18 protein-coding genes are annotated in these 19,924 nt (G+C 68.7%); 4 read left to right on the top strand and 14 right to left on the bottom strand.

The genetic code is table 11. The features are described 5' to 3' along the window. Genes ACMGEZ_RS27260 through ACMGEZ_RS27220 form a run of 9 tightly spaced genes read right to left on the bottom strand, consistent with a single transcriptional unit; the run spans position 1 to position 8,886 of the window. Positions 1 to 1,107, bottom strand: a complete 1,107-nt coding sequence (locus tag ACMGEZ_RS27260) for an S-(hydroxymethyl)glutathione dehydrogenase/class III alcohol dehydrogenase (protein ID WP_436825404.1) — start codon at positions 1,105 to 1,107, stop codon at positions 1 to 3. Between the two features lie 42 nt (positions 1,108 to 1,149). Then, positions 1,150 to 2,022 (bottom strand): amidohydrolase family protein, encoded by an 873-nt coding sequence (locus tag ACMGEZ_RS27255; RefSeq protein ID WP_436825403.1) that lies wholly within the window; start codon positions 2,020 to 2,022, stop codon positions 1,150 to 1,152. Further along, positions 2,000 to 2,983: an aldo/keto reductase gene (locus ACMGEZ_RS27250; protein ID WP_436825402.1), complete on the bottom strand. Its 984-nt coding sequence runs from the start codon at positions 2,981 to 2,983 to the stop codon at positions 2,000 to 2,002. The genes ACMGEZ_RS27255 and ACMGEZ_RS27250 overlap by 23 nt, the downstream gene beginning before the upstream one ends. Beyond that, the gene (locus ACMGEZ_RS27245) at positions 2,980 to 3,426 is read right to left on the bottom strand and encodes an RbsD/FucU family protein (protein WP_436825401.1); all 447 of its coding nucleotides are present in this window, start codon (positions 3,424 to 3,426) and stop codon (positions 2,980 to 2,982) included. The genes ACMGEZ_RS27250 and ACMGEZ_RS27245 overlap by 4 nt, the downstream gene beginning before the upstream one ends. A 17-nt stretch (positions 3,427 to 3,443) precedes the next feature. Continuing rightward, positions 3,444 to 5,009, bottom strand: a complete 1,566-nt coding sequence (locus tag ACMGEZ_RS27240) for an ABC transporter substrate-binding protein (RefSeq protein ID WP_436825400.1) — start codon at positions 5,007 to 5,009, stop codon at positions 3,444 to 3,446. 12 nt (positions 5,010 to 5,021) lie between these two features. Beyond that, a complete protein-coding gene (locus tag ACMGEZ_RS27235) occupies positions 5,022 to 6,038 on the bottom strand; it encodes an ABC transporter ATP-binding protein (protein WP_436825399.1) in 1,017 nt (338 codons plus the stop codon). Next, positions 6,028 to 7,056, bottom strand: a complete 1,029-nt coding sequence (locus tag ACMGEZ_RS27230; RefSeq protein ID WP_436825398.1) for an ABC transporter ATP-binding protein — start codon at positions 7,054 to 7,056, stop codon at positions 6,028 to 6,030. Before ACMGEZ_RS27230 ends, ACMGEZ_RS27235 begins: the two co-directional genes overlap by 11 nt. After that, a complete protein-coding gene (locus ACMGEZ_RS27225; RefSeq protein ID WP_436825397.1) occupies positions 7,053 to 7,943 on the bottom strand; it encodes an ABC transporter permease in 891 nt (296 codons plus the stop codon). Before ACMGEZ_RS27225 ends, ACMGEZ_RS27230 begins: the two co-directional genes overlap by 4 nt. Positions 7,944 to 7,947: 4 nt before the next feature. Further along, positions 7,948 to 8,886: an ABC transporter permease gene (locus ACMGEZ_RS27220; RefSeq protein WP_436825396.1), complete on the bottom strand. Its 939-nt coding sequence runs from the start codon at positions 8,884 to 8,886 to the stop codon at positions 7,948 to 7,950. A 192-nt stretch (positions 8,887 to 9,078) separates the two neighbouring features. Here ACMGEZ_RS27220 and ACMGEZ_RS27215 point away from each other — a divergent pair, with 192 nt between their 5' ends. The 4 genes from ACMGEZ_RS27215 to ACMGEZ_RS27200 are packed head-to-tail and all read left to right on the top strand — an operon-like array spanning position 9,079 to position 12,678. Beyond that, positions 9,079 to 10,140 (top strand): LacI family DNA-binding transcriptional regulator, encoded by a 1,062-nt coding sequence (locus ACMGEZ_RS27215; RefSeq protein ID WP_436825395.1) that lies wholly within the window; start codon positions 9,079 to 9,081, stop codon positions 10,138 to 10,140. After that, positions 10,137 to 11,579: an amidase gene (locus ACMGEZ_RS27210; RefSeq protein WP_436825394.1), complete on the top strand. Its 1,443-nt coding sequence runs from the start codon at positions 10,137 to 10,139 to the stop codon at positions 11,577 to 11,579. Before ACMGEZ_RS27215 ends, ACMGEZ_RS27210 begins: the two co-directional genes overlap by 4 nt. Next, positions 11,576 to 12,025, top strand: coding sequence for a type II 3-dehydroquinate dehydratase (gene aroQ, locus ACMGEZ_RS27205; protein WP_436825393.1), 450 nt, complete (start codon positions 11,576 to 11,578; stop codon positions 12,023 to 12,025). Before ACMGEZ_RS27210 ends, aroQ begins: the two co-directional genes overlap by 4 nt. After that, a complete protein-coding gene (locus tag ACMGEZ_RS27200) occupies positions 12,022 to 12,678 on the top strand; it encodes a DNA-3-methyladenine glycosylase I (RefSeq protein WP_436825392.1) in 657 nt (218 codons plus the stop codon). Before aroQ ends, ACMGEZ_RS27200 begins: the two co-directional genes overlap by 4 nt. Before the next feature lie 11 nt (positions 12,679 to 12,689). On the opposite strand, the gene ACMGEZ_RS27195 is transcribed toward ACMGEZ_RS27200, so the two are convergent. The 5 genes from ACMGEZ_RS27195 to ACMGEZ_RS27175 all read right to left on the bottom strand — a co-directional run bounded on the left by ACMGEZ_RS27195 (position 12,690) and on the right by ACMGEZ_RS27175 (position 19,800). Next, positions 12,690 to 14,207: a SpoVR family protein gene (locus ACMGEZ_RS27195; RefSeq protein ID WP_436825391.1), complete on the bottom strand. Its 1,518-nt coding sequence runs from the start codon at positions 14,205 to 14,207 to the stop codon at positions 12,690 to 12,692. Then, complete coding sequence (locus ACMGEZ_RS27190) at positions 14,204 to 15,490, bottom strand: YeaH/YhbH family protein (protein ID WP_436825429.1); 1,287 nt, start codon at positions 15,488 to 15,490, stop codon at positions 14,204 to 14,206. The genes ACMGEZ_RS27195 and ACMGEZ_RS27190 overlap by 4 nt, the downstream gene beginning before the upstream one ends. A 29-nt stretch (positions 15,491 to 15,519) precedes the next feature. After that, positions 15,520 to 17,442, bottom strand: coding sequence for a PrkA family serine protein kinase (locus tag ACMGEZ_RS27185; RefSeq protein WP_436825390.1), 1,923 nt, complete (start codon positions 17,440 to 17,442; stop codon positions 15,520 to 15,522). Between the two features lie 429 nt (positions 17,443 to 17,871). Next, complete coding sequence (locus ACMGEZ_RS27180) at positions 17,872 to 18,855, bottom strand: tripartite tricarboxylate transporter substrate binding protein (RefSeq protein ID WP_436825389.1); 984 nt, start codon at positions 18,853 to 18,855, stop codon at positions 17,872 to 17,874. Between the two features lie 72 nt (positions 18,856 to 18,927). Further along, a complete protein-coding gene (locus tag ACMGEZ_RS27175) occupies positions 18,928 to 19,800 on the bottom strand; it encodes a fumarylacetoacetate hydrolase family protein (protein ID WP_436825388.1) in 873 nt (290 codons plus the stop codon). Positions 19,801 to 19,924: the final 124 nt, after the last annotated feature.

Genomic DNA, 19,924 nt, shown 5'->3' with positions numbered 1-19,924 from the left:
TCAGTAGAGGACCACGCCGCGGATCGATTCGCCGCGCTTCATCAGGTCGAAGCCCTTGTTGATGTCCTCGAGCGGCATGGTGTGCGTGATCAGGTCGTCGATGTTGATCTTGTTTTCCATGTACCAGTCGACGATCTTCGGCACGTCGGTGCGCCCGCGCGCGCCGCCGAAGGCCGAGCCTTCCCACTTGCGGCCGGTCACGAGCTGGAAGGGACGGGTGCTGATCTCGGCGCCCGCCTCGGCCACGCCGATGATGATGCTGCGGCCCCAGCCCTTGTGCGTGCACTCCAGCGCCTGGCGCATCACCTGCGTGTTGCCGATGCACTCGAAGCTGTAGTCGGCGCCGCCGTCGGTCAGCTGCACGATGGCGTCGACGATGTTGGCGTGCTCCTTCGGGTTGAGGAAGTGCGTCATGCCGAACTTGCGTGCCATCGCCTCGCGCGCAGGGTTCAGATCGACGCCGATGATCTTGTCGGCGCCCACCATCTTGGCGCCCTGGATCACGTTGAGCCCGATGCCGCCGAGGCCGAACACCACCACGTTGGCGCCGGCTTCCACCTTGGCGGTGAAGATCACCGCGCCGATGCCGGTGGTGACGCCGCAGCCGATGTAGCAGACCTTGTCGAAGGGTGCGTCCTCGCGGATCTTGGCCATCGAGATCTCGGGCGCCACCGTGTAGTTGCTGAACGTGGAGGTGCCCATGTAGTGGAAGATGGGCTTGCCGTCCAGGCTGAAGCGGCTGGTGGCATCGGGCATGAGGCCCTTGCCTTGGGTGCCGCGGATCAGCTGGCAGAGGTTGGTCTTGCGCGAGAGGCAGAACTTGCACTGCCGGCACTCGGGCGTGTAGAGCGGAATGACGTGGTCGCCCTTCTTGAGCGAGGTGACGCCGGGCCCGACGTCGACCACGATGCCCGCGCCTTCGTGGCCGAGGATGGCCGGGAAGATGCCTTCCGGGTCGGCGCCGGAGAGGGTGTAGTAGTCGGTGTGGCAGATGCCCGTCGCCTTGATCTCGACCAGGACCTCGCCGAACTTCGGACCTTCGAGGTCCACGGTCTCGATGGACAGGGGGTCGGCGGATTTCCAGGCAACGGCAGCTTTTGTTTTCATGGGAGGGCAGGAAGTGAAGAGGCGCGGGGAGAAGGCCGCGCATCACTTTATGCCATAGAACGCCGCCGCGTTCGCACCGCGGATGGCCGCTTGCGCCTCGAGCGGCAGGCCGTCGAGCAGCGCGTCGGACACGGCATGCCAGTGCGGGTAGCTGCCCGCCAGGTTCAGCACCGGCCAGTCGCTGCCCCACATCAGGCGCGCCGGGCCGAAATGCCGCAGCAGGTGCTCGACCCAGGGCCGCAGGCGCCGGACGTCCCAGCCGGGCCCGGCCTCGGTGGCCAGTCCCGAGAGCTTGCAGTGGACCGTTGTCTCCGCGGCGAAGCGCGCGATCCATGTCGCCCAGGGCTCGAAGGCGCCGCCTGCGATGTCGGGCTTGGCCGCGTGATCGATCACCATCGGCAGCGTCCGATGCGCGCGCGCGAAGGCCAGGGCGGCCTCGAGCTGGCGGGGCTTGATCAGGAGATCGAGCCGCAGCCCGGCATCGGTCATCGCCTGGATGGCGGGTCGCAGTGCAGGCCGCAGGATCCAGTCCGGCTCCGCGATGTCCTGCAGCATGGGCCGCAGGCCCTTCAGCAAGGGTTCTTGCGCGAGCCGCCTGATGCGAGCGGGCGCGTCGGGCGCGGCCAGGTCGGTCCAGCCGACGACAGCGCGCACACGGCTGCCGGGCTGCGCGGCCAGGGCCAGCAGGCGCCAGGTCTCGGCCTCGCTCGGGGCGGCCTGCACGAGCACGGTGCCATCGATACCGGCGCCATCCAGCAGCGGGGCCAGGTCTTCGGGAGCGAAGTCGCGGTAGATCGGGTGCAGCGCCGGCGTGTCCTCGAGCCAGCCGTAGTCGCGATGCGCGAGCGACCAGTAGTGCTGGTGTGCATCGATGCGCAGCGTGCCCACCTTCTCAGCCCTCGCGCGCCAGTGCATCCCACAGCGCGGGCGGAATGGTCGCTTGCGCGTGTGCGACGGCCTGTGCGATCTCTTCGGCGCTGCGCGCACCCACTACCACCGCGGCCGCAGCGGGGCAGGCCAGCGCGAACTGCAGCGCAGCAGCCGGCAGCGCGACGCCGAAGGCGGCGCAGGTCGAAGCGAGGCGAGCGACGCGCGCCCGCACTGCCTCGGGGGCCGGCCGGTAGTGGAAATGCGCACCCGGCGTGGCGCCGCTGGCGAGGATGCCGGAGTTGAAGACGCCGGCCAGGATCAGCTTCACGCCGCGCGACCTGCACAGCGGCACCAGCTCGCGCCGGGCCGAGTCGTCCAGCAGCGTGTAGCGGCCGGCCAGCATCAGGCAGTCGAAGCCGCCGGCGGCGAGCGCGTCGCTGCAGACCTCCCATTCGTTGACGCCGATGCCGATGGCGCCGAGCACGCCTTCGCTGCGCAGGCGCTCGAGCGCGCGGTAGGCGCCTTCCATCGCCTCGCGAAAGCGCGCGGGCTGTTCGGGGCCGTGGGTGTGGCGGTCGATGTCGTGGATGAAGGCGATGTCGATGCGCGACAGGGCCAGGCGCTCGAGGCTCTGCTCGATGGAGCGCAGCGCGCCGTCATGGCTGTAGTCGAAGCGCGGGGCCAGCGGCAGGCCGCGCACGTAGCCGTCGCGCTCCGTCGGCGGCGCGGGATCGGCATCGAGCAGGCGGCCGACCTTCGTGGAGAGCACGAAGTCCCCGCGCGGCTTGCGCCGCAGCGCGCGGCCCAGGCGCACTTCGCTCAGGCCGTGGCCGTAGAGCGGCGCGGTGTCGAAGTAGCGCAGGCCGAGGCGCCAGGCTTCCTCGATGGTGCGCTCGGCTTCGTCGTCATCGAGCGGCGCGTAGAGATTGCCCAACGGCGCGCCGCCGAGCCCCAGCCGCGGCGGCGCGGCGAGGCGTTGCAGCGGCGGCAGCCAAGTCGGATTCACGCGTGCGGCTCCTTCGGGCGGACCACGCCCTTGCGCAGCAGCACATTGCCATAGAGGCGCATCTCCCCGGTCTGGACGATGGCAAAGGCCCCGCGCGCCCGGGCATAGAAGGCGTCCCGCTGCAAGGTCGCCAATGGCAGGGCGCGGCCCTCCGCGCGCTCGGCCAGGCCGTGGAACTCGCGCACGATCGCCGGCACCTCTGCCACTGCACCCACCACTTCCATCGTCGCCATCGGGGCCTCGACGAAATCGTCCAGCGGCAGGAGGCCGAGCACGGCAACCAGCAGCTGCGGCGAGCTCGCGCCTTCCACCCGGAGCAGCCGGCGTGCGCAGGCAGCGGCCGGGAAGTTGGCGTCGACGATGGCGATCTCGTCGCCGTGGCCCATGGCGGCGAGTGCGTGCAGCAGGTCCGGGCCGAGCAGCGGATCGATGGTCTTCAGCATGGGCGTGCGGGCGCGGCTCAGGGGGCCTTGCGGATGTTCCAGTACACCGGCACGGCCGCGTTCAGCACGCCGCTGAGCTTGGCCGAATAGGCGCGCACCAGCGACATCTGGCCCAGCGGCACGTAGGGCACGGTCTCCAGCGCACGCGCCTGCACGGCGGCCGCGATCTCCTTGCGCCTGGCGAGGTCGGGCGCCACCGCGAACTGGTCGCGCAGCTTCTCGATCTGCTCGTCGCAGGGCCAGCCGAACCAGGCCTTGTCGCAGTTGGAGCGCAGTGCGAGATGGCCCAGCGGGTCCATCATGTCGGCGCCGGTGGGGGCCGAGATGAAGAGCGACCAGCCGCCCTGCGCCGGCGGGTTGCGGCTGGCGCGGCGCGCGGTCAGCGTGCCCCAGTCCATCGCCTGCGCATCGACCTTGAAGCCGGCGTCGCGCATCACCTGCTCGGCCACCAGGCTCAGCACGTTGGTCAGACCCTCGTTGCCGTGCAGCACCACCACCGGCTCGCCCTTGTAGCCGCTGTCCTTGAGCAGTTGCTTCGCACGCGCCATGTCGGGCCTGGGCCAGCCGGCGGCGGTGTAGTAGGGCGAGCCGCACATGTAGAAGGAGCCGCAGACCTTGTAGAGCTTCGGGTCGTCGACCGCGGCGCGCAGGAAGGTCTCCTGGTCGATCATCGCGAGCACCGCCTGGCGCACCTTGACGTTGTCGAAAGGCGGCTGCGTGGTGTTCATGCGGAACACGGCCTGCACGCCCAGCGAATCCTGCGGCGCGAGCCTGACGTTCTTCGCATCGCCCAGGCCCTTGAGCATGTCGGCCGGCACCTCCTCGAAGATGTCGAGCTCGCCCGCCTGCACCGCGTTGACGGCGCTCTGCGGGTCTGGCATGTAGAGCCATTCCACGCGATCCACGTTGGCGCGCTTGGCGCCGGCAAGGCCGCTGGGCTCTTCCTTGCGCGGCACGTAGCCAGGGTTCTTCACGTACACGATCTTCGAGCCGGGCACCCATTCGTCCTTCTTCATGATGAAGGGGCCGGAGCCGGTGGGGTCGGTGATGGGCGTGGTGGCCGGGGTCTTCGCGATGCGCTCCGGCATGATGAAGGGCACGTTGGAGCTGGGCTTGCCCAGCGCGTCCAGCACCAGGCCCCAGGGCTCGCGCAGCTTCAGGCGCACGGTCTTTGGGTCGACTGCGACCAGCTCCGCGGTGCGGGCCGCCAGCTGTTGCCCGAGGCCGTCGCGCTGGCCCCAGCGCTGCAGCGAGGCGACCACGTCGGCCGAAGTGACGGCGGCGCCGTCGCTGAACTTGAGACCCTCGCGCAGCACGAAGGTCCAGCTCAGGCCGTCGGGCGTGGCGGCGTAGCTCTCCAGCATCTGCGGCTTGACCTGCAGCTTGTCGTCGAGCGCGAAGAGGGTGTCGTAGACCATGTAGCCGTGGTTGCGCGCCATGTAGTCGGAGTTGACGATCGGGTCGATGCCCTTGAGGTCGCCGAAGGGCCGCACGCGCAGGGTGGTGCCCTGCGCATGGGCACCGGCGGCAGCGGCGAGCAGCAGCGCGGCGGCGAGCACGCGCGGACGAATGAGGCTAGGCATGGGCGGTCTCCTTCATGGTTGTGTCCCCGCAAGCCCCGGGGCTGGGTGGTCTGGCTGGCCCGCCACGGCGTGGCAGGCCACGAATCGGGCGGGCGCGACTTCGCGCAGCGCGGGCTCTTCGGCGGCGCAGCGTGCATGGGCCAGCGGGCAGCGCGTGCGAAAGCGGCAACCGCTCGGCAGCGCTGCGGCGCTGGGCACATCGCCCTCCAGCAGCACGTGGCGTCGCCGGTGGTGCGGATCGATGGCCGGCACCGAGGCGAGCAGCGCCTCCGCGTACGGGTGCAGCGGCCGTGCGAAGAAGGCCTGCCGCGGCGCGCGCTCCACGATCACGCCCAGGTACATCACCGCCACGTCGTCCGCGATGTACTCGACCACGCCGAGGTCATGGCTGACGAACAGGTAGGCCAGGCCGCGCTCGCGCTGCAGGTCGCGCAGCAGGTTGAGCACCTGCGCCTGCACCGAGACATCGAGGGCCGAAACCGGCTCGTCCGCCACGATCAGGGCCGGCGCGAGGGCGAGGGCGCGGGCGATGCCCAGGCGCTGCTTCTGGCCGCCGGAGAACTCGTGCGGGTAGCGCTTGTGCATGGCCGCGGCAAGGCCCACGCGTTCCAGCAGTTCGCGGGCCTGCCGGTCGCGCGCGGCGTGGTCGCCGAGGCCGTAGTTGCGCAGCGGCTCGGCCACGATGTCGAGTGCGCGCATGCGCGGGTTGAGCGAGGCCGCAGGGTCCTGGAACATCATCTGCATCTGGCGCCAGACGCGGCGCAGCGCGGCACCGCTCGTTGCATCGACCGGCTCGCCGGCCACCCGCACCTCGCCGGCGCTGGGCGCCATCAGCTGCATGACCAGGTTGGCCACGGTCGACTTGCCGCAGCCGCTCTCGCCGACCAGGGCCAGCGTGCGCCCGTGGCGGATCTCGAAGGAGATGCCATCGACCGCACGCACCTCGCGGCGCGCGAAGCCCCAGCCGCCCGACATCGGAAAGCGCTTCGCGAGGTTGCGCACCTCGAGCAGTGGGGCCTCAGGCCACATGGACTGGCTCCGATGTCGGCGAGAGCCCGGTCGCAGCGATGGGCTCGGGATTGAAGCAGGCGAAGCCATGGCCCGGCACGCGCCACGCGATCGGCGGCTGCTCGTGGGCGCAGTGCGGCAGTGCGCGCGGGCAGCGGCCGGCGAAAGCGCAGCCCGGGGGCAGGGCGGCGGGCGAGGGCACGGTGCCCGGAATCTCCTGCAGGCGCGAGGCGCCGGTGCGCAGGGCTCGGCGCGGCATGGCGCCCATCAGGCCCCGTGTGTACGGATGCACCGGCGCGTCGAAGAGCTGCGCCACGCTGCCCTGCTCGGCCGTGCGGCCGCCGTACAGCACCATGGCGCGGTCGGCCATCTCGCACACCACGCCGAGGTCGTGCGTGATCAGCACGATGGCCGTGCCCTGCTCGCGCTGCAGTTCGGCCAGCAGGGCGAGGATCTGGGCCTGGATGCTGACGTCGAGCGCGGTGGTGGGCTCGTCGGCGATCAGCAGGCGCGGACGGCAGGCCAGCGCCATCGCGATCATCACGCGCTGGCGCATGCCGCCGGAGAGCTGGTGCGGGTACATGCCGGCGCGGCGCGGAGCCTCGGGAATGCGCACGCGCTCCAGCGCGGCGATGGCCTCGCGCCGTGCCGCGCGCCAGCTCAGGCCCCGGTGCAGCACCAGCGCCTCGGCGACCTGGCGGCCAATGTCGAGCACGGGGTTGAGCGAGGTCATCGGCTCCTGGAACACCATGGCCATGCGGTTGCCGCGCAAGGCACAGAGCGCATCCTCGCCGGCGAGGCGCAGGTCGCGTCCCTCGAACAGGATGCGCCCGCCTTCGATGCGTGCGCCGCCCGGCGGCAGCAGGCCCATGATCGCGAGCGCGCTGATGCTCTTGCCGCAGCCGCTCTCGCCGACGATGGCGAGCGTCTCGCCCTCGCGCACCTCGAAGCTCAGGTCGCGCACGATCGGGTGGAAGCGCTCGGCCGTGCGCACCGCAATGCGCAAGCCCTCGACCTGGAGCAGCGCAGTGCCGCTCATCGCGCCAGCGCGCGTGCAAGGCGCGGGTCGAGGATGTCGCGGCAGGCGTCGCCGGTCACGTTCGCCAGCAGCACCAGCGCAGCCAGCGCAGCGCCGGGAAAGGCAAGGATCCACGGCGCGCGGCCGAGGTAGTTGCGGCCCTCGGCGAGCATGTTGCCCCAGCTCGGGATGTCGGGCGGCGTGCCGGCGCCGAGGAAGGAGAGCACCGCCTCCAGGATCATGGCCGACGCGAAGACGTAGGTGGCCTGCACCAGCACCGGCGACATCAGGTTGGGGATCACGTGGCGCGTCATCAGGCGCGGCAGGCGCGCGCCGTTGGTGATGGCGGCCTGGATGTAGGGCTGCGCGCGGATGCCCAGCGTCAGGCTGCGCACCAGCCGCGCCATCCGCGGGATCTCGGGGATGGTGATCGCCACGATCACGGTGCGGATGTCCGCGCCGAACAGCGACATGAGCGCAATCGCCAGCAGGACGCCGGGGATCGCCATCACGCCGTCCATGCACCGCATGATCGGCCCGTCCCAGCGGCGCAGGAAGCCCGCGGCGACGCCCACCGCCAGCCCCAGCACGGTGGTCGCGAGCGCCACCGCGGCGCCGATCGCGAGCGAGACGCGGGTGCCGTAGGCGGTGCGCACCGCCACCGAGCGGCCGAGATGGTCGGTGCCGAACCAGTGCTCCCAGCCCGGCGGCCGCAGGCGCTGGACCGGGTTGAGGCTGCGCGGGTCCGGCAACAGGAGCGGCGCGAGCAGGGCGAGGGCGGCGAGCAGCAGGAGAGCAAGCGCGCCGAAGGCGAGCAGCGGATGGCGCCGCGCCAGGCCGGCCCAGGCACGCAGGCGGCCGGGCGCGGGTAGCGCGGCGGTGGCGGGAACGTCGAGCACGGCGGCCATCGCGTCAGTAGCGGATGCGCGGGTCGAACAGGACATAGCCCAGGTCGACCAGCAGGTTGATGGCGGCATAGGTGGCCGCGAACAGCAGGATCAGGCCCTGCACGATGGGGTAGTCGCGCCGCGAGATGGCGTCGGCCGCGAGCCGGCCCAGCCCGGGAATGTTGAACACGGTCTCGGTCACGACCACACCGCCCAGCAGCGCCGCGATCCCGATGCCCACCACCGTGAGGATGGGAACCGCGGCGTTTTTCAGCGCATGGCGCAGCAGCACCTGCGGGCGCCTGAGGCCCTTGGCCCGGGCCGTTCGGATGTAGTCCTCGGACAGCACCTCCAGCACGCCGGCGCGCGTGACCCGCGCGATCAGGCCCATGTAGAGAAAGGCCAGCGCGAGCGCCGGCAGGCAGAGGCTGCGCAGGCAGGGCAGCAGGCCTTCGGCCAGCGGTGCGTAGCCCTGCGTGGGAAACCAGCGCAGCTGCATCGCGAACAGGTAGACCAGCAGGTAGCCAACGACGAAGACCGGCGTCGAATAGCCGGTGACCGCGAGGCCCATCACCACGCGGTCGAGCCAGCTTCCGGCGCGGTAGGCGGCCAGCGCGCCCAGCGGAATGGCGCTGGCCACCGCGATCACGATCGTCAGCAGGGCCAGCAGCAGGGTCGGCTCGACGCGCTGCGCAATCAGCCGCGACACTGCCTGGCCGGAGAAGATCGAGACGCCGAGGTCGCCCGAGAGCACGCGCAGCAGCCAGCCGAAGAACTGCTCCAGCACCGGCCGGTCGAGGCCGAGCTGGGTCCGGATGGCCGCGATCTGCTCGGGCGAGGCGTAGTCGCCTGCGAGCACGGCGGCCGGGTCGCCCGGCGTGAGCTGCAGCAGCGCGAAGACGAAGACGGCGACGAAGCCCAGCACCGGCACGACGGCGAGCAGGCGGCGCAGCACATAGGCCATCGGGCGGTTCCTTAGTCTTGGATGTAAAACGTTTTATTAATCTACGTGGAGAGCACGCGGCGCCATATTGGTGAAAACCTCACCGAGGGAAAGTACTGAAGGAAAGGGGTGCTCTGCCTTGGCACGGTGGCCGAGCCATGACTCATCATTGAATCGTTTCAATCCTGCAGCACTTCGGGCTCTTCTTTTTCAATGAACGACAACGCACCGCCTGCCAACGCCAATATTCATGACGTCGCGCGGCTCGCCGGGGTTTCCGTGGCCACGGTTTCCAACGTGCTGAACGAGTCGCGCCCGGTTGCGGCTGCCACCCGGGCACGCGTGCTGAAGGCGGTGGCGGCGCTGGGCTACACGCCGCATGCGGCGGCGCGCAGCATGCGCGGGCGCGGCAGCGGACTCATCGGGCTGATCGTGGCCGACATCACCAACCCCTTCTTCACCTCGCTGGTGCATGCGGTGGAGCGCGCGGCCCACGGCGGCGGCTATGCGGTGCTGCTGTGCAACAGCGACGAGGACCCGGCGCGCGAGCAGCAGCATCTGCAGCTGCTGCGCGCGCAGCGGGTGGACGGCATCATCCTGGCGGCGACCGGCCATGCCTCGCACGAGCGCGCGGCGGCGCTCGGCCAGCTGCAGGTGCCGGTGGTGCTGGTGGACCGCGGCTCGGCCGAGTTCGGGCGCGACGCGGTGATGCTGGACAACCGGCGCGCCGGCCTCGAAGCCGTGCGTCACATCGTCAGCTTCGGCCATCGGCGCATCGCCATGCTCTCCGGGCCGGCCGCCGTCAGCACTGCGGCCGAGCGCCTCGCCGGCTACCGCGAGGCGCTGCTCGAAGGCGGCCTGGCCTATGACGAGCGCTGGGTGCGCGACACCGGCTACCGCGAGGAGCGCGCCTACGACGCGGCTTGCGAGATGCTGCGCACGCCTGAGCGCCCGACCGCCGTTTTCGCGGCCAACAACCTGATCGCCATCGGCCTGATGCGTGCGATCGCCGACCTGGGACTGCGCTGTCCGGAGGACGTGTCGGTGGTCAGCATCGACGACTTCGCCTGGGCCAATGCCTTCCGCCCGCGCATGACCACGGTGGCGCAGCCGGTTGCTGCAATGGGCGAGTCGGCGGTGCGCATGCTGCTGTCGCGCATCGACCGCAGCGCGGCGGCGCTGCCCCCGCGCACGGAGATCATGGCGCCCATGCTGGTGGTGCGCGATTCCTGCTGCGCGCCTCCCCGGCGGGTCGTGGCCGGAGCGACGTCGTGAATGATGAGCTGACCCGGCTGTCGGCCAGCCGGGTGGCCGACCTGCTGCGTGCGGGCGAGCTGCAGCCCTCGGCGCTGGTCGAGGCCTCGATTGCGCGCATCGAGGCGATCGACGGGCTGCTCAATGCCTTGCCGGTGCGCTGCTTCGATCGCGCCCGCGCGCAGGCGCTGTCGCTCGAGCAGGGCCGTGCCGCGCCCACGCTGCTGGGCGGCATCCCGATCGTGGTCAAGGACAACAACGACGTCGGCGGGGTCGGCACCTCGGGCGGCACGCCGATCTTTCGCGGCCGGGTGGCGGCGCGATCCGACCGCACCATCGCACTGCTCGAGAGGCGGGGCGCGATCCCCGTGGCCAAGGCCAACCTGTCGGAGCTCGGGGGTGCCAACACCACCAATCGCGTGTTCGGCGCCACGCGCAACCCCCACGACCTGGCCCTGACCTGCGGCGGCTCGTCCGGCGGCTCGGCGGTGGCGGTGGCGACCGGCCAGGCCTGGCTGGCCCACGGCAACGACGTGGGCGGCAGCCTGCGCATTCCGCCGGCCTTCTGCGGTGTCGCGGGCTTGCGGCCCACGCCGGGGCGGGTGGTGCGCAAGGAACTGTGCGAGCCCTTCGACACCGTGATGGTCGACGGCCCGATCGCGCGCTCGGTCGAAGACCTGGGGCTGATGTTCGATGCCATGGTGGGCTTCGACGCGCGCGACCCGCTCAGCGCGCCCTCGCCGGATGGACCCTTCCGAGAGGCAGGGCGCAAGCCGCTGCGGCCGGTGGATCGGGTGGCGTTCAGCACGGCGCCCGGCGGGCTGCCGGTCGACGCCGAAATCGCCGCAGTCTGCGAGCGCGCCATGCTGCGGCTGGCGGCTGCGGGCTTGCGGGTGGTGGCTGCCGAGCCTGCGATCGAAGGCGCGCGCGAGACCGTGCTCGCGCTGCGCGGCGACGCTTACGCCCGGACCTGGGAGCCGCTGCTCGAGACGCATCGCGACGACTTCACGCCCGAGGTGCTGGGCGACATCGAGCGCGGCCTGTGCCAGGCGCCGCAGCGACTGCGTGCGGCGCAGCGCCACCGTGCCGAGCTGCAGCGCGAGGTGGCCGCTTTCCTGCAGGGCACGCCCTTCTTCGTCTGCCCCGCCACGCAGGCCCTGCCGTTTCCGGTCGAGGTGCGCTGGCCGGCGGAGATCGCCGGCGTGCCGCTGTCGAACTACGTGGACTGGATCCTGATCGACTATGTCTGGTCCCTGGTTGCCTGCCCGGTGCTGGCGCTGCCGGTGGGCCGGAGCGCGGCGGGCCTGCCGGTGGGTATCCAGGTCATGGGGCCGCCGCGCTCGGAGCCCGCGCTGCTGCGCTTCGGCGCATGGATCGAGCGCGAGCTGGCCACGCCCACCTTGCCCGTCGAGCCGGCGGCTGCTCCGAAGGCTGCCGCACCTGCTACAAACGGGCCATGAAAAAGATCCTCATCCTCAACGGTCCCAATCTCAACCTGCTCGGCACCCGCGAGCCCGCGCAGTACGGCCACGAGACACTGGCCGATGTCGAGCGCCTGTGCGCCGAGGCGGGCACGAAGCTGGGCGTGGGCATCGAGTGCCGGCAGTCCAATCACGAAGGACAGCTGATCGACTGGATCCACGAAGCCGGGCGCGAGGTGGCCGCCGGCCGCATGCTGGGGGTGGTGATGAACCCGGGCGCCTACACCCACACCTCGATCGCGCTGCACGACGCGATCAAGGGCGCGAGCGTGCCGCTGGTGGAGCTGCACATCTCGAACGTGCATGCGCGCGAGGAGTTCCGCCACCACTCGTACATCTCGCCGGCGGCGCGCGGCATCATCGTCGGCTTCGGCGTCAAGGGTTATGCGCTGGCGATCGAGGCGCTGGTGCGGGTGAGTGCATGAGAGAAGCCACTCCAGTGAGCCTGGACCGGCCGGGGCTGTTCACGGGAGAGGACGGTGCACTGCGCTGCCGCTGGTGCCAGTCCACCACGGCCTACCAGCACTACCACGACAACGAATGGGGATTTCCCGTCACCGACGACCGGCGCCTGTTCGAGAAACTGTGCCTCGAAGGCTTTCAGGCGGGGCTCAGCTGGCTCACCATCCTCAACAAGCGCGAGGCCTTCCGGCGCGCCTTCGCCGAGTTCGATGCCGAGCGCGTCGCGCGCTTCAAGCCGAAAGACGTGGAGCGCCTGCTCGGCGACGCGGGCATCGTGCGGCACCGCGGCAAGATCGAGTCGGCCATCAACAACGCGCAACGGGTGCTCGAACTGCGCGAGCAGTTCGGCTCGCTGGCAGCCTACGCGTGGGGCTTCGAGCCTGACCCGGCCTCGCGCCCGCGGCGCATCACCCCCGAGGCGCTGAAGGCGATGACGACCTCGCCGGAGTCGGTGGCGATGTCCAAGGACCTGAAGAAAAGGGGCTGGACCTTCGTCGGCCCGACCACGGTGTATGCATTCATGCAGGCCATGGGCCTGGTCAACGATCACGTCGAGGACTGCCAAGCGCGCGAACTCGCGCTGGCGGCGCGCGGCAAGCTGAAGGTGCCGCGCTAGCCTTGACGGCCCTAGGCCGCTTGCGGGCCGGCCACCTTGCGATGGCTCACCCGGCCGTGGCTGTCGACGCTCTCGAGATGCACGTCGAAGCCCCAGAGCCGAGCCACGTGCTTGAGCACTTCGCTTGCATCGTCGTGCAGCGGGCGGTCGTTGTGCTGGGTGTGGCGCAGGGTCAGCGAGCGGTCGCCGCGCAGGTTGACGCTCCAGACCTGGATGTTGGGCTCGCGGTGGTTGAGGTCGTACTGGCGCGACAGCGACTCCCGCAGCTGCCTGTAGCCGCTGTCGTCGTGGATGGCCGAGACCTCGAGCTCGGGCTCGCTCTGCTTGTCGCTGATCGCGAAGAAGCGGAAGTCGCGCATCAGCTTCGGGGAGAGGAACTGGCCGACGAAGCTCTCGTCCTTGAAGTTGCGCATCGCGTAGTCGAGCGTCTGCTGCCAGGGCGAGCCGGCCAGGTCGGGGAACCAGCGGCGGTCCTCCTCGGTGGGGTCCTCGCAGATGCGCCGCAGGTCGGTGTACATCGCGAAGCCCAGCGCATACGGGTTGATGCCGCTGTAGGCGCGGTGGCCGACCGGTGGCTGGAACACCACGTTGGTGTGCGACTGCAGCCATTCCATCATGAAGCCGTCGGCCAGCAGGCCCTCGTCGTACAGGGTGTTGAGCAGGGTGTAGTGCCAGAAGGTGGCCCAGCCCTCGTTCATGACCTGGGTCTGGCGCTGCGGATAGAAGTACTGCCCGATCTTGCGCACGATACGCACCACTTCGCGCTGCCAGGGCTCCAACAATGGTGCATTCTTCTCGATGAAGTAGAGAAGGTTCTCCTGCGGCTCGGAGGGGAAGCGCTTGGCGGCTTCCTCTTCCTCGGCGGTGCGGCCGGCGCGCTTGGGCAGGGTGCGCCAGAGGTCGTTGACCTGTTGCTGCAGATGGTGCTCGCGGTCCTCGCGGCGCGCCTGTTCCTGGCTCAGCGACAGGCGTTGCGGGCGGCGGTAGCGGTCCACGCCGTGGTTCATCAGCGCGTGGCAGGAGTCGAGCAGGTCCTCGACGGCCGACAGGCCGTGCCGTTCCTCGCACTCGCTGATGTAGTTCCGCGCGTAGACCAGGTAGTCGATGATGGACGATGCGTCCGTCCACATCTTGAACAGGTAGTTGCCCTTGAAGAAGCTGTTGTGCCCGTAGGCGGCATGGGCGATCACCAGGGCCTGCATGGCCATGGTGTTCTCTTCCATCAGGTAGGCGATGCAGGGGTCGGAGTTGATGACGATCTCGTAGGCCAGGCCCATGTGTCCGCGCCGGTAGTTCTTCTCGGTGGAGATGAACTGCTTGCCGTAGGACCAGTGGCGATAGATGACCGGCATGCCCACCGAGGCGTAGGCGTCCATCATCTGCTCGGCCGTGATGATCTCGAGCTGGTTGGCGTAGGTGTCCAGGTTGTAGCCGCGCGCCACGCGGGCGATCTCGCTGTGGTAGCGCTCGATCAGCTCGAAGGTCCAGTCCGAAGGGCTGGGCAGAGGTTCTCGTTTCCTGGCGTTCACACCGTCCCCCTCTCCTTTTTGAACAGATCGCGGAACACGGGGTAGATGTCCGCCGCGTCGGCGACCTTGCGCATCGCGAAGTTCTTGTGGGAGTCGACCAGCTGCGTGTACTCCTCCCACATGTTCTGCTCGGCGTCGGCCACCTGCACGTAGGCGTAGTAGCGCACCAGCGGCAGCAGGTGGTCGGCCAGGAGCTCGCGGCAGCGGCCGCTGTCCTGGTGCCAGTTGTCGCCGTCGCTGGCCTGGGCGCCGTAGATGTTCCACTCGCTGCTGGGGAAGCGCGCGCGGATGATGTCGTACATCAGTGTGAGCGCGCTGGAGACCACCGTGCCGCCGGTCTCGGTGGCGTGGAAGAACTCTTCCTCGCTGACTTCGCTGGCCTGGGTGTGATGCCGGATGAACACCAGCTCGATCTTCTCGTAGTGGCGCGTCAGGAACAGGTACAGCAGCATGAAGAAGCGCTTGGACATGTCCTTGCGCGCCTCGTCCATCGAGCCCGAGACGTCCATCAGGCAGAACATCACCGCCTTGGCCGAGGGGATCGGCACCTTCACCCGGTTGCGGTAGCGAAGGTCGATCGGGTCGAGAAAAGGGACGTGCTTGGCCTTGGCTCGCAGCTCCTCGATCTTGGCCTCGGTGTCGCGGATCTCGCGCTGCACCAGCGCATCGGCGGCGCGCGGGCTGCGCTTCAGGTGCAGCAGGTGGGCCTCGAGCTCGCGGATCTCGCGCCGCGAGTCGCCGCCCAGCGCGATGCGCCGCGCCAGCGCGCCGCGCATGGAGCGCACCACGTGCAGGTTGGTGGGCATGCCGTCCTGCGTGAAGCCGGCGCGGTGGCTCTTCCATTCCGGCACTTCGGCCAGCTGGGTGCGGACCAGGTGGGGGAGGGCGAGGTCCTCGAAGAAGACCCGCATGAACTCTTCCTTGGTGAGGCGGAAGACGAAGTCGTCCTCGCCGCCTTCGCCGTCACCGGCCTGGGAGCCGCTTCCCTTGCCCCCGCCCCCGCCCTGGGGCCGCTCGATGCGATCGCCCTTGACGTACTCGCGGTTGCCCGGATGCACGTACTCGCGGTCGCCGCCGGGCCCGTGGCCGAAGACCGGCTCGGACACGTCGCGCTTGGGCAGCGTGATGTCCTCGCCCTGTTCGAGGTCCCGGATGTTGCGGCCGCTGACGGCACGCCGCACGGCCTCCCCGATCTGCTCGCGATAGCGCCGCAGGAAACGCTCGCGGTTGCCGATGGACTTGTTCTTCCCCGACAGACGACGGTCGATGATCTGCTGCAGCATGGCCACGGCCAAACTCCCTTGTCAGCTCATCATGAGCTCTTGCGTACGCGCAGATACCACTCGCACAACAGGCGGACCTGCTTGGCGGTGTAGCCCTTCTGCACCATGCGGTTGACGAAATCCTCGTGCTTCTTCATCTCGTCGGCGCTGCTCTTGGCGTTGAAGCTGATGACGGGCAGCAGCTCCTCGGTGTTGGAGAACATCTTCTTCTCGATCACCGTGCGCAGCTTCTCGTAGCTGGTCCACAGCGGGTTCTTGCCCGCGTTGCCGGCGCGCGCGCGCAGCACGAAGTTCACGATCTCGTTGCGGAAGTCCTTGGGGTTGCTGATGCCCGCGGGCTTCTCGATCTTCTCGAGCTCGGCGTTCAGGGAGCCGCGGTCGAACACCTCGCCGGTGTCCTGGTCGCGGTACTCCTGGTCCTGGATCCAGTAGTCGGCATAGGTGACGTAGCGGTCGAAGATGTTCTGGCCGTACTCGGAGTAGCTTTCGAGGTAGGCGGTCTGGATCTCCTTGCCGATGAACTCCGCATAGCGCGGCGCCATCAGCTCCTTGATGTAGGACAGGTACTTTTGTTCGGTCTCGGGCGCGAACTGCTCACGTTCGATCTGCTGCTCGAGCACGTACATCAGGTGCACCGGATTGGCGGCAACCTCGCCGCTGTCGAAGTTGAAGACCTTGGAGATGATCTTGAAGGCGAAGCGGGTGGACACGCCGCTCATGCCCTCGTCGACGCCCGCGTAGTCGCGGTACTCCTGGATCGACTTGGCCTTGGGGTCGGTGTCCTTGAGGTTCTCGCCGTCGTAGACCTGCATCTTGCTGAAGATGCTGGAGTTCTCCGGCTCCTTCAGCCGCGTGAGCACCGAGAACTGGGCCATCATGCGCAGCGTGCCGGGCGCGCAGGGCGCCAGCGAAAGGGAGGAGTTGCGCACCAGCTTCTCGTAGATCTTGATCTCTTCCGAGACGCGCAGGCAGTAGGGCACCTTGACGATGTAGATCCGGTCGAGGAAGGCCTCGTTGTTCTTGTTGTTCCGGAAGGCCTTCCACTCGCTCTCGTTGCTGTGCGCGAGCACGATGCCGTCGAAGGGGATGGCGCCGAAGCCTTCGGTGCCCTTGAAGTTGCCTTCCTGCGTGGCCGTCAGCAGCGGGTGCAGCACCTTGATGGGCGCCTTGAACATCTCGACGAATTCCAGCAGCCCCTGGTTGGCCAGGCACAGGCCGCCGGAGTAGGCGTAGGCATCGGGATCGTCCTGCGCGTAGGTCTCGAGCTTGCGGATGTCGATCTTGCCGACCAGCGAGGAGATGTCCTGGTTGTTCTCGTCGCCGGGCTCGGTCTTGGCAACTGCGATCTGGCGCAGCACCGAGGGGTAGCGCTTGACGACCTGGAACTGCCGGATGTCGCCGCCGTATTCCTCGAGCCGCTTCACCGCCCAGGGCGAGAGGATGCGGTTGAGGTAGCGCAGCGGGATGCCGTATTCCTTCTCGAGGATCTCGCCGTCCTCCGCCGCATTGAAGAGGCCGAGCGGCGATTCGTTGACCGGCGATCCCTTGATGGCATAGAAGGGCACCTGCTCCATCAGCTGCTTCAGCCGCTCGGCAATCGAGCTCTTGCCGCCGCCGACCGGGCCGAGCAGGTAGAGGATCTGCTTCCTCTCTTCGAGCCCCTGCGCCGCATGCCGGAAGTAGGAGACCACCTGTTCGATGGCGTCCTCCATGCCGTAGAACTCGCGAAAGGCCGGGTAGATCTTGATGACCTTGTTGGCGAAGATGCGCGACAGGCGCGGGTCGTTGCGCGTGTCGACAAGCTCCGGTTCCCCGATGGCCTTGAGCATTCGCTCCGCCGCAGTCGCGTAGGCCGTGGGCTCCCGTTTGCAGATCTCGAGGTACTCCTGCAGGGACAGGACCTCTTCGCGAGTCCGCTCGTAGCGGGCGGCGAAGTTACTGATGACATCCATAAACACCTCCATCGAGTCAGCGGGGCGCTGCCCGGAGTTTCCGTGCTGCACACGTCGCATCGTTCGCAGGAATGGTGCCAGGTGAGTTGAGCACGCTTACGAAAAACTCCTCGAGCAGTAACTTGGCTCAAAGCATAGAACAAACAACGCGTCGAGCAAATTGGTTTTCAAATAAGAACGAACCGTCCGTCTAAAAGTTCCAACGCAGAAGCGGGAGCAATCGGCACAACGTGCTGCAAATCGGAGTAAGCGTATGACAGGAGAAGTAGCACCTTCATCGTCTGCACCGCATATGCCGATGTAGGACATCATCTTCGATTCGCGCTCGCGCGTCAGCAGGGTTTGAGCAAAGACTATTCTGGTCATGACGTGAACGCGACAGTGGCCGGCGAGATGTAAAAAAGCGGCCCCCGAGGCCGCCTTTTTTTGTTACTCGACCTTTCCGATCTTCCGGACCGCTTCGGTCATCGCGCGGGCGTCGGTGTGCCAGTAGGCCTGGAACTCTGGCGCATCGAGGTAGGCCATGGGGCTGCCCGCCTTCTCGATGACCTGGATCACCGCTGGGTCCGCCGCCGCCTTGGCCGAGGCCGCGCGCAGCTTCCTGACTACCTCGTCCGGCGTCCCGGCGGGCACGAACAGGCCCGACCACTGCGCGAACTTCACCTTGAATCCGGCCTCCTCGAGGCTGGGGACGCCCGGCAGCGCTGCCAGCGGCCGGTCGCCCCAGTGTGCGAGCGCGCGCAGCTTGCCGGCCTTGATCTGCTGCACCACCGTCGCCGGCCCGCTGGCGACAGCGTCCACCTGGCCCGCAAGCAGCGCGACCACGGCGGGTCCCGCGCCGGTGTAGGGGATGTGGGTCATGCGGAAGCCGGCTGCGCTCTTCAGCATTTCCATCGGCACGTGCATGGTGCCGTAGTTGCCGGAGCTGCCGTAGTTGTAAGTGCCGGGCTTGCGGCGCGCATCGGCCACGAACTCGGACAGCGTCTGCCACGGCGCGTCGGCGCGCACCGCCAGCACGGTCGGATCCGCCGTGAAGCGGGCAATCGGCGTGAACTGACTTGTCTGGTAGGCCGGCTTGCGCTCCAGGAGGAGGTCGGCCTCCGGCAGGATGGAGATCGAGGACAGGCTCAGCAGCACCGTGTAGCCGTCGGCCGGCGCGCGGGCCACGAAGCCGATGCCCACCGCGCCGCCTGCGCCGGCCCGGTTCTCGACCACGACCGGCTGCCCCAGCTCGCGCGACAAGCCCTCTGCCACCGGCCGGGCGACGGTGTCGGCCACGCCGCCGGGCGGGAAGGGCACGATCATGGTGATCGGTTTGGAGGGCCAGCTGGATTGGGCCGGCGCGCTTGCCGCAATGCAGCAAGCGGCAGCGAGCAGCGCGGCGCGCAGCAGGTCGCGGGGGGATCGGTGCATGGTTCTTGTCTCCGTTCTATCTGTATATGTATGCATTTGCGTTCGGAGTGCCCCCGGAGGGATCTCGAGGCCTCAGGCGAAGCTGTTCTGCAAAGTGCCGAGCCCGTCGATCTCGATGCGGACCGTATCGCCCGACCTCAGGTAGCGCGGCGGCGTGAAGCCCATGCCGACGCCGGCCGGCGTGCCGGTCGCGATCACGTCGCCGGGGTACAGCGTGATGCCGCGGGAGCAGGTCTCGATCAGGGTCGGGATGTCGAAGATGAAATCGGTGGTGCGCGCGTCCTGGCGCAGCTCGCCGTTGACCCAGCAGCGCACCCGGGTCTGCGTGCCGTCCAGCGCGTCGGCAGTCACGATCCACGGCCCCATCGGGCAGAAGGTGTCGAAGGACTTGCCGAGGTCCCATTGCTGGTGCCGCATCTGCACATCGCGCGCGGTGACGTCGTTGACGATCGTGTAGCCGAAGATGTGCGACATCGCTTCCGCGCGCGCGATGTTGCAGCCAGTTTTACCGATGACCACGGCCAACTCGGCCTCGTAGTCGATCTGCGCCGAGACCGCGTCGCCCGGCAGCCGGACCTCGTCGGCCGGGCCGATCACGCATTCGGGCACCTTGGTGAACACGATCGGCCATTCCTGCGGGTTCGCCGCGTTGTTCCTGAACACCGAGGCCGACAGTTCCTTGGCGTGCGCGTGGTAGTTGCGGCCCACGCAGAACAGGTTGCGGCGCGGCAGCGGCAAGGGGGCTTCGAGCCTCACGTCGGCGAGCGCCAGGGTCTCGCCGGTTGACGCCGGCCAGGCCGTGCCGGCGGCCTGGTCTTCGATGAGGGGCAGGACGCCGTGGCGCGCGCGACCGGCATCCAGCGCGAGCGGGCGGACGGTCTGTCCGTCATCGGCAACCAGGCCGACCTGCCGACGGGCTTGATATTGGTAGGTGGCAATGCGCAAAATGATCTCCTATGGGAGACCAAATGCTACCAATCGAATACCAAACGCACAACGATGCAGGCGCAGAACCGCGGTTGGTACGATAGCCGCCCGCCTTTTCCAAGCTTCCGAGCTCGAACCTTTC

The sequence above is a fragment of the Variovorax stachyos genome (genome assembly GCF_051400855.1).
Lineage (GTDB): Bacteria > Pseudomonadota > Gammaproteobacteria > Burkholderiales > Burkholderiaceae_C > Variovorax.
Note: the sequence above shows the minus strand (reverse complement) of the source record. Positions and strands in the feature narration are given on the sequence as shown.

Coding starts and splice junctions, on each gene's coding strand:
- ACMGEZ_RS27240 (WP_436825400.1), bottom strand. CDS start 5,009: ATGCCTAGCCTCATTCGTCCGCGCGTGCTCGCCGCCGCGCTGCTGCTC.
- ACMGEZ_RS27200 (WP_436825392.1), top strand. CDS start 12,022: ATGAGAGAAGCCACTCCAGTGAGCCTGGACCGGCCGGGGCTGTTCACG.
- ACMGEZ_RS27220 (WP_436825396.1), bottom strand. CDS start 8,886: ATGGCCTATGTGCTGCGCCGCCTGCTCGCCGTCGTGCCGGTGCTGGGC.
- ACMGEZ_RS27190 (WP_436825429.1), bottom strand. CDS start 15,490: ATGCTGCAGCAGATCATCGACCGTCGTCTGTCGGGGAAGAACAAGTCC.
- ACMGEZ_RS27235 (WP_436825399.1), bottom strand. CDS start 6,038: ATGTGGCCTGAGGCCCCACTGCTCGAGGTGCGCAACCTCGCGAAGCGC.
- ACMGEZ_RS27225 (WP_436825397.1), bottom strand. CDS start 7,943: ATGGCCGCCGTGCTCGACGTTCCCGCCACCGCCGCGCTACCCGCGCCC.
- ACMGEZ_RS27185 (WP_436825390.1), bottom strand. CDS start 17,442: ATGGATGTCATCAGTAACTTCGCCGCCCGCTACGAGCGGACTCGCGAA.
- ACMGEZ_RS27215 (WP_436825395.1), top strand. CDS start 9,079: ATGAACGACAACGCACCGCCTGCCAACGCCAATATTCATGACGTCGCG.
- ACMGEZ_RS27255 (WP_436825403.1), bottom strand. CDS start 2,022: ATGCACTGGCGCGCGAGGGCTGAGAAGGTGGGCACGCTGCGCATCGAT.
- ACMGEZ_RS27245 (WP_436825401.1), bottom strand. CDS start 3,426: ATGCTGAAGACCATCGATCCGCTGCTCGGCCCGGACCTGCTGCACGCA.
- ACMGEZ_RS27260 (WP_436825404.1), bottom strand. CDS start 1,107: ATGAAAACAAAAGCTGCCGTTGCCTGGAAATCCGCCGACCCCCTGTCC.
- ACMGEZ_RS27180 (WP_436825389.1), bottom strand. CDS start 18,855: ATGCACCGATCCCCCCGCGACCTGCTGCGCGCCGCGCTGCTCGCTGCC.
- aroQ (WP_436825393.1), top strand. CDS start 11,576: ATGAAAAAGATCCTCATCCTCAACGGTCCCAATCTCAACCTGCTCGGC.
- ACMGEZ_RS27230 (WP_436825398.1), bottom strand. CDS start 7,056: ATGAGCGGCACTGCGCTGCTCCAGGTCGAGGGCTTGCGCATTGCGGTG.